The sequence below is a fragment of the Rhizobium sp. CBN3 genome (assembly GCF_030518245.1).
GTDB lineage: Bacteria > Pseudomonadota > Alphaproteobacteria > Rhizobiales > Rhizobiaceae > Rhizobium > Rhizobium aethiopicum_A.
The window spans coordinates 17,471-31,391 of sequence record NZ_JAULSE010000005.1 but is presented as its reverse complement, the minus strand read 5'-3'; the positions used below and the strand labels follow the sequence as shown (position 1 = coordinate 31,391).

Here is a 13,921-nt window from a genome sequence, read left to right as displayed (position 1 = left end):
TTCTCCCAGTCGGACGCGCCTCACCCTTTTTGATGATGGAACCAAACTGCTTAGCCGTGGTTCGGCGGGCTTTCACGGTGTCAAAGCATAAGGGAAATCCTTTGAACGAGCTGCATCATGAATTCCAGCTGCGAAGAGATTTTCTGCCAAGAGCCGAGGAGGACGAGTGGCCTGAAGCTGAGCCCGCTGCATCGCCGGTGGGCCGCCCACCGAACCTCCAAAGACCGCTGCTGCCCCGCCCTTTAGTGGTCGATCTCGACGGCACCCTCGTTCGATCGGACCTGCTGATCGAGACGGTCTTTTCTGAACTTAGCCGCCGGCCGCATTCGATCGTCGACTTCATCAGGTCGCTGTCCGCCGGAAAGGCGTGTCTGAAGCACCGACTTTCTCAACCAGCGGATTTCGATCCGGCTATCCTTCCTTATGACGCGGAAGTGCTGAAGGTCATCAACGTCGCACAGGAGGAGGGGCGTTCGGTCTATCTCGCTTCTGCAACCCACGAACGGCTGGTTTGCGCGGTTGCCGACCACCTCGGCTTCTTTACCGGCTGGTTTGCAACGAATGAGACAATGAACTGTGCCGCCGAGATGAAGGCGGCAAAGCTCGTCGCCGCGTTCGGGGAGGGTGGCTTCGACTATATCGGCAATGATCTGGCCGACCTGCCAGTCTGGCGCCACGCCGCAAAGTCCTATGCCATAAGGACATCGGCGGCAGTTGCGCGGGAGCTTGCGCGCCAATGCGACGACGTCGAGCATCTTAGCCACGACAAACCGACATGGCGGACTTGGGCGCGTTCGCTGCGAGTGCATCAATACGTCAAGAATGGGTTGGTCTTTGTCCCGCTACTGACAAATCAACTCTTTGACCTCCATAGCCTTGTGAATGCGGGCCTCGCTTTGGTGGCTTTTTCGCTTTGTGCCTCGGGCGTTTATCTCCTGAACGACCTGGTCGATCTGCAGGACGACCGCCGCCATAAAACCAAATGCCGCAGACCCCTTGCCTGTGGCGAGATCCCGCTGTCGCACGCTCTGCTGGCAATCCCGATCATGCTTTTTCTGTCGCTTGCGGTGGCCGCCATGGTGTCACCCGTCTTCGTGCTCGTACTCGCGGGATACTTTGCCCTGACCACGGCCTACTCTTTCTTCCTCAAGCGAAAGATGATCCTGGACGTGGTGGCGCTCGCCTCTCTTTACACAACGCGGGTAATCGGCGGCGCTGCCGCTGTCTCCGTGTGGCCATCGCCCTGGCTGCTTGCCTTCATGATGAGCTGGTTCCTCTCGCTCGCTTTGGTGAAGCGATACACCGAGCTCATTTCGCGCCGCGCCGCGCACCTGCCGGACTCCAAGAGCCGCGACTACAGGAAGGCGGATATTGGTATGGTGGGCGCCCTGGCTGCTGGAGCGGGGATGAACGCGCTGACGCTATTTGCCCTCTATGCCGCGAGCGACAGTGCCCAAGACATCTACACCAGGCCAGCCATGCTGTGGTTGGCCGGACCAATCCTTGCCTGCTGGATTGCCCGTATCCTTATGCTCGCCCACCGAGGGCAGATGCATGACGATCCAGTCGTCTTCGCGATCAAGGACAAGGTCAGCCTCGTCACGCTCGGCGTTGCCGGCGTACTTGTCATTGCAGCAATGTGAGGTGGCCGAATGGGTCGTCAGTCCTCAGAGCGAAGCACTTCCGCGGGCCTCGCAACCCGCTACCTCGCCTTCGCCATGCTCTCCACCGCCGCCAACTTCGCGGTCCAGGCTACTGTCATGCAGCTGGCGCCATCGCCGAGCCTCATGCCATCGATGCTCGCAGGGACCGCTGCCGGCTTCGGCTTGAAATACGTCCTCGACAAAAGATGGATCTTCTTCGACGGCTACACGTCACCCGGCGACGAGATGCTCAAGGTGGCGCTTTACGGCCTGTTCAGTGTCCTGACGACGCTCATATTCTGGGGTTTTGAAATTGCTTTTTGGACCGTCTGGAAGACGGAGCTCGCAAAATATACCGGCGGAGCGCTCGGCTTGGCGATCGGCTACATCTCCAAATACGCAATGGACCGGAAATTCGTCTTCAAACCAGAGGAGGTGTAACAAACTCATGGAGGGCTGGGGACGCTATCCGCGCCACGAGAGCCAGGCAATCAACTGCCAGCTGCCGGAAGCGCTTTCAGGCACCGTGGCGGCTCGCGTGGGCCTGATCGGGCGCGGAAATGGGCGTTCATACGGTGACGCGGCAATCGGCGAACAGGCCACCCTGATGTGTCGTGGACTGAGCCGGATGCGAAACTTCGATCCCACCGGTGCGACACTGACCGTGGAAGGGGGCGTAATGCTCTCGGACATTTTGCGCGCTTTTGTCCCGAGGGGCTATTTTCCGCCTGTGGTGCCGGGCACGAAATTTGTCACGGTCGGCGGGATGATCGCCTCTGACGTGCATGGCAAGAACCATCATTGCGACGGCGGCTTCGGCGACCATGTCAGCGAGCTCAAGCTGGTAGTCGCCGGCGGAGAGATCCTCATCTGTAGCCGCACGCGCAACCCCGAGCTTTTCTTCGCGACGGTCGGTGGCATGGGCATGACCGGGATCATCGCGGAAGCGACCTTCCGCTTGAAGCCGATCGAATCCGGCTGGATCGCGCAGAAGACGATCGTCGCGGAAAATCTTGGCGACGCGTTGAAGGCGCTGCAGCAGACCGAAGATGTCACTTATTCGGTCGCCTGGATCGATTGCCTTTCGCAAGGCGCTTCCCTTGGACGCTCGCTGATTTTCGCCGGCGAACACGCGACGCGGGATCAGGTCGGCGGCATGCCGGATGCCGGTCGTTTTGCAGCGAAAAACGCGGGGAGGTTTTCGCTGCCATTCGACCTGCCGCAATGGATGCTCAACAAAACAAGCGTAGCAGCCTTCAACGAGATTTATTTCCGGGCGGGAGCGCGAAAGGCGGCCATGACATCGCTGGTCCACTGGGACAAATTCTTCTTTCCTCTCGACGGCATCCTTGAATGGAACCGGCTTTACGGGAGGCGGGGCTTTCTGCAGCATCAGTGCGTGGTTCCTGCCCAGGAGGCGCTGGCGGTCCTGAGCGGCATTCTCGAGCGCTTCGCGCGTTCGGGAAAAGGTTCCTTTCTTGCCGTTCTGAAGAAGCTGGGGGGCGGGAGCGGGCTGCTGTCCTTTCCTGCGCCGGGCTACACGCTCGCACTCGACCTTCCCGTCACGCAGGAGGTGTTTCGGCTGCTCGACGAAATCGACGAGTTGGTTGTCAAGGCAGGGGGGCGGCTCTATCTCGCCAAGGATGCACGGCAGTCACGTCACACATTCGAAGCCGGTTACCCTCGGTTGTCTGCTTTCAAAGAGCTACGCAAAGTAACCGGCGCCGATCGTCACTTTAATTCCCGCTTGGCAAAGAGGCTCGGCATATGAAGGCGATCGGCAAGACACTGCTCCTGATAGGCGGGACATCGGATATCGGTCGCGCGACGGCGCTGATCTATGCCGAGGCGGGATGGAATGTGCTTCTCACCGGACGAAAGCGCTCCGCCGTACAACGCGAGGCCGACGACATCAGCGCGCGGACCGGCGCCGATGTCCTGGTTCACGAGCTCGATATCCTCGCAACCGACCGCTTCGAAGATTTCGTGGGCGTCGTTTCGCCCCTGCCCGACACGGCGGTCTGTGTCGTTGGCGAACTGGGCGAGCAGTCTCGCGCCGAACAGGAACTCGAGCACGCCGCCGTGATCATGCGGACGAACTTTGAAGGACCAGCTTTGCTTCTTGGTCTTCTGGCGGAACGTTTTGCGGCGAGAGGATCAGGTACCATCGTCGGCATAAGCTCGGTTGCCGGCGATCGTGGACGCGCGTCCAACTATGTCTATGGCGCCGCCAAAGCCGGGCTGACCGCCTTCTTGTCCGGCCTCAGGAACAGGCTGTCCGGGTCCGGGGTGCGCGTGCTCACCGTGAAGCCCGGTTTCGTTCGGACACGCATGACGAATGCGATGAAGCTCCCACCGCTTCTCACAGCCGAACCTCAGGAGGTCGCGCAAAAAATCTTTACTGTCGCCGAGGGCAGCAGGGGCGGGGACGTCGTCTATGTCAGACGAATATGGCGACCGCTGATGACGGTGATCCGATCAATCCCGGAGCCGATCTTCAAGAGGTTGCGGCTATGACGGAACCAGGCAATCACGCCGCTTACGCGGCCATCGGAACGAGAGCAGGTGCCAGCAAGCGACCGGCGGCGAGGATACGGCGGTTACTGTCGGCGGAAGGCGCGATCATTCTAACAGCATTGGCTTGTGCGGCCATGCTTGCCCTGCCCGGAAGGACCATCAACGCCGCCTTTATCAATGACGTGCTGGTCTTTATCGACGGAGCGCACCGCATCGCGTTCGGTCAGGTGCCGAACCGCGATTTCCACACGGCGCTCGGGCCACTCGTCTATTATCTTCCGGCGGCTGGATACCAACTGACGGGGAATTTCGGCGCTGCCATACCGGTCGGAATGGCTATCGTTGTCGTCGCCTTCATCCCGGCGATGATCCGCATCCTCGTATCCCGCCTCAACCCGTCATTGGCGGCCGCGCTCGGCATATTTCTCATTCTCATCCTCGCGGCGCCGATCAATCTCGGCAGTTCCATCTGGTATCCTTCCTTCGCGATGTTCTATAATCGCATCGGCTGGGTCGCGCTCGGCCTGCTGCTGGTCATGTACCTGACGCCGCAGCCCGCGCGCGGGCGCAACGATGCCGCCGATGCTCTTGCCGCCGTCTTTCTTCTGCTCGTCTCGTTCTATACCAAGGCGACCTACGGGCTCGCCGGAACCGCCTTTCTCGTCATCATCCTACTGGATCGGCAGCAGCGCCGCTGGGTCCTGATCGCCCTGGCGTTGACGGGGCTGGCCATGATCGCCATCGAGTTCTTCTGGCGCGGAACCGCTCAGCACATTGAGGATCTGCGGGCGGCGGCGCGTGTCAGCGGCGGCCATGACGTCGCCAGCATCCTGAAGAACCTGCGTGAGAACCTTTCCGACCTCGTCGTGTTCGCGACCTTCGCTTTGATCGCCATCTGGCAAACCCGCAGCTTCCGAGATCTTCTCTTCTCTGGGTTCTGCATAGGCGCCGGCCTGGCGATCATCAATCAGAACGCCCACAGCTGGGGCATCATCACGCTCTACTGCGGCGCAGTCGCTCTGGTGCAGAAAGCCGCCTGGCTTCAGCAAGGCGATGACGGGAGAAGGACAGGAGGTTTGGCTCTTCCTGCCGGCGCTCTTTCGGTGCTCGCGATCTTATTCCTGTCGCCGCCGATCGTACACCATGCCGCGGCCCTCATTCTGCATACATCGCTTGCGGCTGAGAAAGCCGGGCAATCGCTTGGGCTGCCGCGTTTTGACGATGTGCGGGAGATCGATCCGCCCGGCGGCGAGCCTGACTTCATAAGGCGTTATCTCGACGACATCGTCACCGGGGGAGCGCTGTTGCAGGCATTGCCGGTGCCGCCGGAGCGCGTTTTTGTGCTTGATTTCGTCAACCCTTTTTCAGCGGGGCTCGGAATTCGCCCGCCTGCCGGTGACACCGCCTGGTTTCACTGGAACCGCAATATCAACGAAAAAGCCTATATCCCACCGGAAGTGCTCTTTGCCGATGTAAAGATCGTCATGGTGCCTAAAACCGGAATCAACAGCCTGCCCTTGCAGGCGCTGTACGGCCCGTTTCTTTCAGCCCGGTTCGAGGTCGTTCAGAAGACATCGGAGTGGACGGTCTACCAGTGGCGTCAGGCGAAGGCGCAAAGCGAGGCGCAGTGACTGGGACGGAAAGGTCGGTGCAAGCCGCAAACGGCGCATCGCGGTCGGCTTCGCGGTTGAATTGGTCGCAGGCTGTCATCTTTGGCATGGGTTTCGTTTTCGTCGGCCTTCTCGCTTTGCCTGGCCGAACGGCGACGACCAAGTACGTCAACGACCTCTTCGTTTTCCTGGATGGTGCTCATCGCATCGTGCGTGGCCAGGTGCCGAATGTCGACTTCCATTCGGCGCTCGGGCCGCTGACATTTTATATTCCCGCTGTCGGCTATGGCTTGGCGGGCAATATCGGCGGCGCGATGCCGGCTGGAATGGCGATAGTGGTTCTCCTACTCGCGGTTATTGCCGCGGAAATCGTGGGCAGCCGGATGCATAAGGCGTTCGGACTGCCGCTTGCGATCTTCCTGCTCTTGATAGCTGCGGCTCCCGCAAATCCGGGCGAGCGGATAGGGGAGCTGACCTTTGCCATGTTCTACAACCGGATTGGATGGGCGTCGCTGGGGTTACTGCTGGTGATGTATCTGCCTCGCTTGCCGGCCGCCGGGAGTAGCAAGGTAGTCGACGCCGCATGCGCCAGTCTCCTTGTGTTGCTGATGCTCTACACCAAGATCACCTATGGCGTCGTAGGGCTTGCCTTCCTGTTGTTCATGCTTTTCGATCGTCGCCAGATCGGTTGGGTGAGGTTGGCGCTCGGGATGATCGCCTTCAGCATCATCGCGATTGAAATCATCTGGCGCGGCGGGTTCAACTACCTTGCTGACCTTCGCCTTTCAGCAAAAAACAGCGGCGGCCTTCTGGAGTTGACCGCCCTCGGTCACTTGGTGCGGAACAATCTCGCCGACCTGCTTGTCTATCTGGCGGTTGCGCTCACCGTTCTCAGCTTGGCGCCGAGTTATCGGCATCTGCTCTTCGTTGCCTTCTGCGGCACAACCGGAATCCTGTTAATCGGGCAGAATTTCCAGACAGCCGGTATTCTGACGCTGGGTGCAGGCGCTGCCATCATCACGGAAAGCCTCTTTCGCGCCAAACTCCTCTCCCGATACCGGAATGCGCGGTTCGCCCTGCCGCTACTCCTGGGGTTCCTGTTATTGCCCGCCGCCGTCGGCAACGCCGCATCGCTCGCAATTCATGCCTATTACGCTGCTGGCGGCCGAGGCAAACCAATCCCGCTGCCGGCCTTTTCCGAGATCAGGCTCGTTGAGATGTGGAGCGCCGGCCAATACGAATATTTCGAGGGATACAACAAGACATTGGCTGACGCTTTGGGCGCCTTGTCGCAACTGATCTCCGCTGATGAGCACGTTGCGGTTCTCGATTTCGTCAATCCCTTCTCCGCCGGCCTGGGGCTGACGCCGCCCGTAGGCGACAGCGTCTGGTATCATTGGGGGCGAACTCTTGGACCGTATGATCATCCGGCCGCGGAAGAGATGTTCGCCGACGTTGATTTTATCCTGGATCCGAAATGGCCGATCGAAATTTGGACGGGCAACGGGCTGCGCGATCTTTATGCCCACTATATCGCCCGCCACTATGCGCTGGTGCGGGAGACGGCTTATTGGCGCATTTATCGCAGAAAGGCTTCGTGAGCCGCCGCAGCCTGTCGTTTCAGCTCCGCGGTGATCAGGCCGATGAGCATCAGTACGAGCGCCAGGCGTAAATGGATCCTGCCGTCAGCTGGTTCAAGCGGGAGGTTCCGAAGTAACCGAGTATGACGGGGACCGGGATGACCAGCGCTGCTGCCGCGAGCCATGCCCACGGGCGCTGCCAATGGTGCAACAGCACGGGCAGCAGGAAGAGCGTGTAGTGGATCCGTTCGAGAGGGGAAGCCAGCAGGGACGCCCACAGCGCGAGGCCACTCACTGCGACGACCGGCGGATGACGGAACCAGGCCCAGCCTGCCAGTCCAAGCAACAACCCCGATCATCACGAGCGGTGGCGCCTTATGATCAGCTGGTATTGTCCGCCTATCTGCGACGCTTGCTAACTCTCTCTAGATGCAAATGTTCCCGGCCGGTCTGTAGCAGTGAGGCCGGGCGCGGCCGTCGCGACTTACGGCAGCTTCCTGATGGTGGCGTAAATGATGTTGCGATTGGCACCGAACCAGACCGTCTTTTCAACCGTGTTTTCCGCTGCACTGGCATCGGCAATACGCCACATGTCGGCCTCGGAACGCTGGAGGAGCTCCCAATTCATGTAGGATTCCATATATCCGTCATCCGCCATCTCATCGGAGAAGTTAGCAAATAGAAAAACGCCGCCCGGTTTCAGCATTTCCATGCAAATCTGCGTGAGCCGGATTGCTACTTTATCGGCGAGATAATCGTACAGTCCTGCTGCGTAGATCAGATCGAAGGTGCCAAGCTGATGCTTTCGCGCGAGCAAGCCGCGCACGGATCCGTCGATAGGCTCGACAGAAGTCCCATGGAATTGGCTGGCGATCGAGCCAATACTTTGCGGATCCTGATCAAGAGCAACCCAGCGCTTAAGGCGGCCTTCTGCAAGTGCTTTTGATGCCTCGGCCTCGCGAAGGTGACCGGCGGCGATGGCCAGGACTTCGGTGTCCGAACCCGTTTGCGCAGCGGTGTCATCGACGTAGCGGGTCAGGATGTCGCGACGTTCCCTGACCGCTATCGGGCCGGGAGCGTTGATCGTGTATTCAAAGATATCCAGCCCGAGAAGGGTGGACCTGGCCACTTCTTCGGCTACCGCCGGATGCCCATAAATAAAGTCTATGAGACTGGCATCACCGGAATAGCCGCGGGGTTTTTCAAAGGACCAACGCGTGAACGGGCACTGCTGCAGAATCTTTGACGAGGAATGAGCCTGGATAAATGGGATGAGCTTCTGCCATACAACAGCACCGAATTTTTGACGGATGTCATGGAGCTGACCAATTAACCACCTGACTGCACCAGGCAGGTCTTTCCCGGCGCCGAACCGCTGCATTGCAATGTTGATGATAATCGCAAACTCAGCCTCTGCAGTTCGCAGGAGGTCCGTTTGATTATCGTGGTGAGGTGAGGGGAACTGATTGCTGACGGACTGCGGTGTAATCAAGCTTTGGCCATCAAGGGAAAATAGGGGCTGAGCCACGGAAACCTCATTGAGAATAAAGATTTAAACATTGAATAAAATCTTCGTCATTCTCTGGTCAAGCGTCAAGGTTGGAGCACGGTGTTCGTGCACGTCTTAATTTTAGAAAATATTAGTGAACCCGACAGATACTCTGCCTGCTTAGGGCTCGGTGGAGCGTTATCGGTTGATGTGGAGTCTGCGCAGGGCTATCCAGCGTCAGCTAGCAGTGCGTAGGGCAACTGTGGCAGTATGTTGGGTGGCAGGGGCATGATGCACGTGTTAGCCGAGACCGCAGTCGCCACCATAGGGCCGACGCTGTCGCCAGAACAGTTGCACCGTCTCTATAAGCAGAAGAGCGAGAGCGGCCGAAAGTCCGCTACGCGCAACGGCCTCTGGATAGCGGTGGCTGCTTACCTTGCATACTCTTTCACCGACTATCTCTTTATTGGAGACGTAGTCCGGTACACGATCGCCGGTCGATTGGCGGTTGGCGCCGGTGCGCTGTGCGTGTTGGAGCTCTTGCTCTACCGCAAGGCAAAAGCCGATACGGTCGATATGGCTGCGGCGGTGTCCGTGCTGGCAGCTTATCTTGTCTGGCTTCTCACCGCGCAGATGACCACGGTCACGGACGCCTTCTCATACTATATGGTTTTCGGCTCGATCTTTATGATGAGCGTCAACCTGTTCTTCAGTTTCCGGTTTCCGCTAGCTCTTGCGGCCTCCGTAACGAACATGCTCATCTTCATCGGCGCCCTCTGTTTATTCGCGCCGATGCTGCTTCTTCATAAGCTGATCCTCGGAGCGTTCTGCATTTCTTGCTTTATTTTTACCTCTTACGTGAACCTTCAACTCAACAGAGAGCGCTATAAAGTCTTCCTGAATGCTCTTGAAGCGAGTTTGCAGCAAGCTGCTGCCGACGAAAGAGGTAAGGCCCTTTTGCATCTCTCGAACACCGACTCGTTGACCGGGCTGGAAAATCGCCGGGCGATTGATCAACGTCTGCGTGATTATTGGCAAGGCTGGCAGGACCATAAGGCGCCCTTTGCCGTCCTGCTTATCGATGTCGATTATTTCAAACATTATAACGACTGCTACGGCCATCAAGAAGGTGACCGGTGCCTTGTCGCCGTCTCGCAGCTTCTCCAAAGCGTGGCCTCGTCCTGGGGCTCGATCATCGGGCGATACGGAGGCGAGGAATTCATCGTCATCACGCCAATGCCGAATTGGGAAAGAGCTACCGAACTGGCAGAAGCAATTTGTGCTGACGTCCGAGCGTTGGCTTGGCCACACGAGCACAGGCGGGACGGGACCGCCGTCATCACCGTGAGTGTCGGTGTGTCCTATACGCGGGATGAGACCAAACAGGTCGACAAGGTCGTCCATGAAGCCGATCGCGCGCTTTATGCCGCCAAGGCAACGGGTCGCAACACCCTCGTGGTCTTCGATCCCGAAGACCCGCAGACTAGCGATGACAGCGAGGATATAGCCGCGACCTTGAAAATCGCGATTGAACACGGCCTTGTCTCACTCGTCTATCAGCCGATCCGCAACATTCAGACAGGCAAGACGGACGGTGTTGAAGCTTTGATGCGTTTGAGGATGTTGGACGGGACGCAGGTATCACCTGCTAAGTTTATTCCAGTTGCGGAAAGGACAGGTTCGATTGTTGAACTCGGCCGGTGGGCAATTCGCACCGTTTGCCGAGACTTGTTGGCAACCGGCTTGGTGCAAGTTGCCAGCGTCAACGTTTCGCCGATTGAGCTTAAAATGCCAGGTTTCGCCAGCTATGTCGCTGCGACTCTCGCAGAATTCGGCGTGACGGGTGCTCGGCTTGCTTTCGAAATTACCGAAGGCGTTGAGCTGGAAATCGACCAGACCGTGGTTCATTGCATCAGCGACCTGAGAAAGCTAGGCGCTCAAGTCTGGCTGGACGACTTCGGCACAGGGTTTGCCGGGCTCTCGTGGCTTCGCCTCATAGAATTCGACACCGTCAAGATCGATCGATCCTTCCTCCATGATTGCAACACGGAAAAAGGGAAGAGGATGTTGCTTGACATCATCAGCCTGCTGCGCAATCGCGGCGTAAGGATACTCATTGAAGGCGTTGAGACCATTGAACATCAGCGGCTGATGCAGCAGTACGGTATCAACCAGATCCAAGGATATTACATTGGACGGCCCGCGCCGGCAGCTCAGCTTGAATCTGATAACGTGCTGCCATTCGGCCTGGTCAGGAAGGTTTGATTCCGAATGTCTACTTCGAAATAGGCCATAGGTTATGTTGGTCACGGCGACAGATGCCCGTAGGCGGATGGAGGGCTGCACGGCACTCCCCTCGCTTTGAGATGCGTTCGACCTAGAAAATCTCCAGCACCGGACTTTCCACAACCTTCCCCGTCACCACGTCCGCAATCCCCCGGTCCGTCTGGTGCGGACCGGCATTGCAGGCCAGCGTTGCGCCGAAGCAGGCCTTGAAGACGCGGTAGGGCGGTTTCCAGTCGACGATTTTGTCCATGGCCTTGCGGATATCGGAAAAGGCCGAAGCCGTGTCTCTCAGCGATGCGTCGGTGACCAGGCCGGAGAGCGGCAGCGGCAGGATCGCCTGGATTGCGCCGTCCTTGGCGACTGCCATGCCGCCGCCGGCTGCTATGACGGCGTTGGCGGCGAGCGCCATGTCGGCCGCATTGCCGCCGAAGACGGTGAGATTGTGGCTATCATGCGAGACGGTGGTGCAGAAGGCGCCGCGCCATTCGCCCCAGCCGGTGAGGAAGCCGATGCGGGGGGTGCCCCCGGCCTTTCCGTGGCGATGGGCGACGGCGATCATGGCGCTTCCGGCCGGCGGTACGACGAAGCCGTCTCGGATCTCGGTTTCGGCTTCGCCCCATTGCGTGAAGCGCGGACGGTCGATGGTGGCGATGCGGACGCGCGCGCCCTTCGCAGGGATGCGGAAATCGGTCTCGGCGAGCGGCGGCAGCTTCACGGAGTTGATGAGCGGCGCCGGATCGAGCGGCTGTACGGCCGCCTCCATGCTGCCGTTGCGGGCGACGATGCGGCCGTCTGATATGACGAGGCGCGCTCGGAATTCCGTGAGATCGTCGAAGAGAACGAGATCGGCGCGGCGGCCGGCGGCGACAAGGCCAAGATCGGAACGCTTCAGCCGCTGAGCGGCGTTGAAGGTCGCGGCGCGCAGTGCCCATTCCGGTTTCATGCCGTAGCGCACCAGGCGGCGGGCGACATCGTCGAGGCCGCCGCTTTGGTAGAGTTCATCGGGAAAGACGTCGTCGGTGCAGAGCGTAACGGTCGGGGGCAGCTGGCCGAGACCGTTCAGCACCTCGACGAATTCCTGCAAGAGATGATCGTGAGAGCCGCGCAGCTCGATCGTCAGGCCGGCGGAAAGCTTGGCGGCGAGATCGGCGCCGGAGGTGAGTTCGTGGTCCGAAGTGACGCCCGCTGCCATGAAGGCGTTGAGGTCCGCGCCGGTGAGGCCGCGAGCATGGCCACAGACGAGCTTGCCGGAGGCAAGGCCCGAGTTGACGATGGCGCTCATGCGCGAATCGCCGTCGATGACGCCGCGCATGTTCATGACTTCGGCAACGCCGCCGACAGCAGGCGAACGCAGCATTTCGGCAACGACGGCGGCGTCGAAATCAGCGCCGGCAAGCTCCAGGCCCGGCGCCGACGGCACGCAGGAGGGGGCGAGCAGGATCAGGCGCAGCGGCAAAACACGTGCCGCCTCGATCGCCCAGCGCACGCCATCGAGGCCATGGACGTTGCCGAATTCATGCGGATCCCAGACGGCCGTCGTGACACCGCGCGGCAGGACGGCGCTCGCATATTCCGCCGGAGTCACCATCGAGCTTTCGACATGCATGTGGGTATCGATCAGGCCCGGCGTCAGGATGCCGCCGGTCGCATCGATGATCTCGATGGCATCCGTGCGGCTCGCCGGGGCATGGACGCTGGAGATGAGCGCGCCGACGAGGCCGATATCGGCTTCCCGAATCAGGCCCGTCACCGCATCGAGCAGTCGGCCGCCGGTGATGAGCATATCGAATGGGGCGTCGCCGCGGGCGGCGGCAACTGCCCGGGCGCGCAATTCGGGATCGTTGAGATCGAAAGGTTCCTGACGAGCAGTGGCGTTCATTTGCGGGCCTCGTTGATCAGGGCGGCGAGAATGATGCTACGCGCCTTCTCGACGTCGATATCGGCGGCGAATTGGGCGTTGAAGGTCGCATGCGTGGCGCGGGTCTCGACGACGGTGCGGCCACGGGTGAGGGCGCCCTGCAGTTCGACGTCGATGCGCGCGGGGCGGAAGCTGACGATATCAGGGGCGACGAAGGCCACGGCGGCGGAGGGATCGTAAATTGCCATGCCGGGACGGCCGCGGCTGGTGCCGATGCTGATATAGCCGGCGAACATGTCGGCGATCAGCTCGGCGTTAGCGCCGCCCGCACTGCGCACCGGCTCGGCATCTTCAGGCCGTGCCAGCACCTTTCGGCAGAGGTCGAGATCGACCATGCGCAGCGGCAGGCCATGGGCGATAACGATCGCCAGCGCCTCGGGATCGGCGAGCGCGTTGAACTCGGCAGAGGCCGTATGGTTGCCCGATGTGACGCCGCCGCCCATCCAGACGAGTTCGGTGATGCGCACAGCAAGATGGGGGCGGGCGAGCGCCACGGCGGCGATATTGGTGAGCGGCCCGAGCGCCAGGATGCGATGGGGTCCGTCGCCTTCGAGCCAGCGGCAGAGCGCGGTGAAGGCATCGCTCTCGGCACGGGGAGGGACCTTCGGTAGACTGGTGCCTGACGTCGGAATGCCGGTTTCGCCGAGGATCGCCTGGGCAGTTTCGAGCTTGCCGAGAACGGGCGCGGCACGGCCGGTATGGATGGGAAAGGTCCAGCCGAAGGCGCTGGCGGCGCCGGCGGCATTCATCCTCACCTGCGCGAGCGGCGTATTGCCGAAGACCAGTGAGACGCCGTCGATCTGATATTTCGATTGCGCCACCACCAGAATGGCGGCGATGTCGTCGAAGCCCATGTCGGTATCGATCCACACACCCAT

The 13,921-nt window shown here is 60.1% G+C and carries 11 protein-coding genes; 7 read left to right on the top strand and 4 right to left on the bottom strand.

The window, feature by feature from the left end; all coding sequences use genetic code 11:
• Positions 1 to 101: 101 nt before the first annotated feature.
• The 6 genes from QWJ46_RS09685 to QWJ46_RS09660 all read left to right on the top strand — a co-directional run bounded on the left by QWJ46_RS09685 (position 102) and on the right by QWJ46_RS09660 (position 7,371).
• Positions 102 to 1,643, top strand: coding sequence for a UbiA family prenyltransferase (locus tag QWJ46_RS09685; protein ID WP_184455107.1), 1,542 nt, complete (start codon positions 102 to 104; stop codon positions 1,641 to 1,643).
• A 9-nt stretch (positions 1,644 to 1,652) separates the two neighbouring features.
• Positions 1,653 to 2,084 carry a GtrA family protein gene (locus QWJ46_RS09680; protein ID WP_302750938.1) on the top strand — a complete coding sequence of 144 codons (432 nt, stop codon included), beginning with the start codon at positions 1,653 to 1,655 and terminating at the stop codon, positions 2,082 to 2,084.
• Between the two features lie 7 nt (positions 2,085 to 2,091).
• On the top strand, positions 2,092 to 3,414 hold the full coding sequence (locus QWJ46_RS09675; protein ID WP_302751173.1) for an FAD-binding oxidoreductase: 1,323 nt from the start codon (positions 2,092 to 2,094) through the stop codon (positions 3,412 to 3,414).
• Positions 3,411 to 4,160 (top strand): SDR family oxidoreductase, encoded by a 750-nt coding sequence (locus tag QWJ46_RS09670; protein ID WP_302750936.1) that lies wholly within the window; start codon positions 3,411 to 3,413, stop codon positions 4,158 to 4,160. Before QWJ46_RS09675 ends, QWJ46_RS09670 begins: the two co-directional genes overlap by 4 nt.
• Positions 4,157 to 5,791, top strand: a complete 1,635-nt coding sequence (locus QWJ46_RS09665) for a hypothetical protein (RefSeq protein ID WP_302750934.1) — start codon at positions 4,157 to 4,159, stop codon at positions 5,789 to 5,791. Before QWJ46_RS09670 ends, QWJ46_RS09665 begins: the two co-directional genes overlap by 4 nt.
• Before the next feature lie 188 nt (positions 5,792 to 5,979).
• Complete coding sequence (locus QWJ46_RS09660; RefSeq protein ID WP_302750932.1) at positions 5,980 to 7,371, top strand: hypothetical protein; 1,392 nt, start codon at positions 5,980 to 5,982, stop codon at positions 7,369 to 7,371.
• Between the two features lie 49 nt (positions 7,372 to 7,420).
• On the opposite strand, the gene QWJ46_RS09655 is transcribed toward QWJ46_RS09660, so the two are convergent.
• Positions 7,421 to 7,696 carry a hypothetical protein gene (locus QWJ46_RS09655; RefSeq protein WP_302750930.1) on the bottom strand — a complete coding sequence of 92 codons (276 nt, stop codon included), beginning with the start codon at positions 7,694 to 7,696 and terminating at the stop codon, positions 7,421 to 7,423.
• 138 nt (positions 7,697 to 7,834) lie between these two features.
• The gene (locus tag QWJ46_RS09650) at positions 7,835 to 8,878 is read right to left on the bottom strand and encodes a class I SAM-dependent methyltransferase (RefSeq protein WP_184455112.1); all 1,044 of its coding nucleotides are present in this window, start codon (positions 8,876 to 8,878) and stop codon (positions 7,835 to 7,837) included.
• Positions 8,879 to 9,130: 252 nt separating this feature from the next.
• On the opposite strand from QWJ46_RS09650, the gene QWJ46_RS09645 reads away from it, so the two are divergent.
• The gene (locus tag QWJ46_RS09645; RefSeq protein WP_184455145.1) at positions 9,131 to 11,104 is read left to right on the top strand and encodes a bifunctional diguanylate cyclase/phosphodiesterase; all 1,974 of its coding nucleotides are present in this window, start codon (positions 9,131 to 9,133) and stop codon (positions 11,102 to 11,104) included.
• A gap of 112 nt (positions 11,105 to 11,216) precedes the next feature.
• Here the strand turns inward: QWJ46_RS09645 and QWJ46_RS09640 are convergent, their stop codons facing one another.
• Positions 11,217 to 13,004: an adenine deaminase gene (locus tag QWJ46_RS09640; protein ID WP_302750928.1), complete on the bottom strand. Its 1,788-nt coding sequence runs from the start codon at positions 13,002 to 13,004 to the stop codon at positions 11,217 to 11,219.
• Positions 13,001 to 13,921 carry a nucleoside hydrolase gene (locus QWJ46_RS09635; RefSeq protein WP_302750926.1) on the bottom strand — a complete coding sequence of 307 codons (921 nt, stop codon included), beginning with the start codon at positions 13,919 to 13,921 and terminating at the stop codon, positions 13,001 to 13,003. The genes QWJ46_RS09640 and QWJ46_RS09635 overlap by 4 nt, the downstream gene beginning before the upstream one ends.

What these genes read in the sequence shown, in the direction of transcription:
- QWJ46_RS09645 (WP_184455145.1), top strand. Translation starts at nt 9,131, where the DNA reads ATGCACGTGTTAGCCGAGACCGCAGTCGCCACCATAGGGCCGACGCTG.
- QWJ46_RS09670 (WP_302750936.1), top strand. Translation starts at nt 3,411, where the DNA reads ATGAAGGCGATCGGCAAGACACTGCTCCTGATAGGCGGGACATCGGAT.
- QWJ46_RS09635 (WP_302750926.1), bottom strand. Translation starts at nt 13,921, where the DNA reads ATGGGTGTGTGGATCGATACCGACATGGGCTTCGACGACATCGCCGCC.
- QWJ46_RS09680 (WP_302750938.1), top strand. Translation starts at nt 1,653, where the DNA reads ATGGGTCGTCAGTCCTCAGAGCGAAGCACTTCCGCGGGCCTCGCAACC.
- QWJ46_RS09675 (WP_302751173.1), top strand. Translation starts at nt 2,092, where the DNA reads ATGGAGGGCTGGGGACGCTATCCGCGCCACGAGAGCCAGGCAATCAAC.
- QWJ46_RS09640 (WP_302750928.1), bottom strand. Translation starts at nt 13,004, where the DNA reads ATGAACGCCACTGCTCGTCAGGAACCTTTCGATCTCAACGATCCCGAA.
- QWJ46_RS09665 (WP_302750934.1), top strand. Translation starts at nt 4,157, where the DNA reads ATGACGGAACCAGGCAATCACGCCGCTTACGCGGCCATCGGAACGAGA.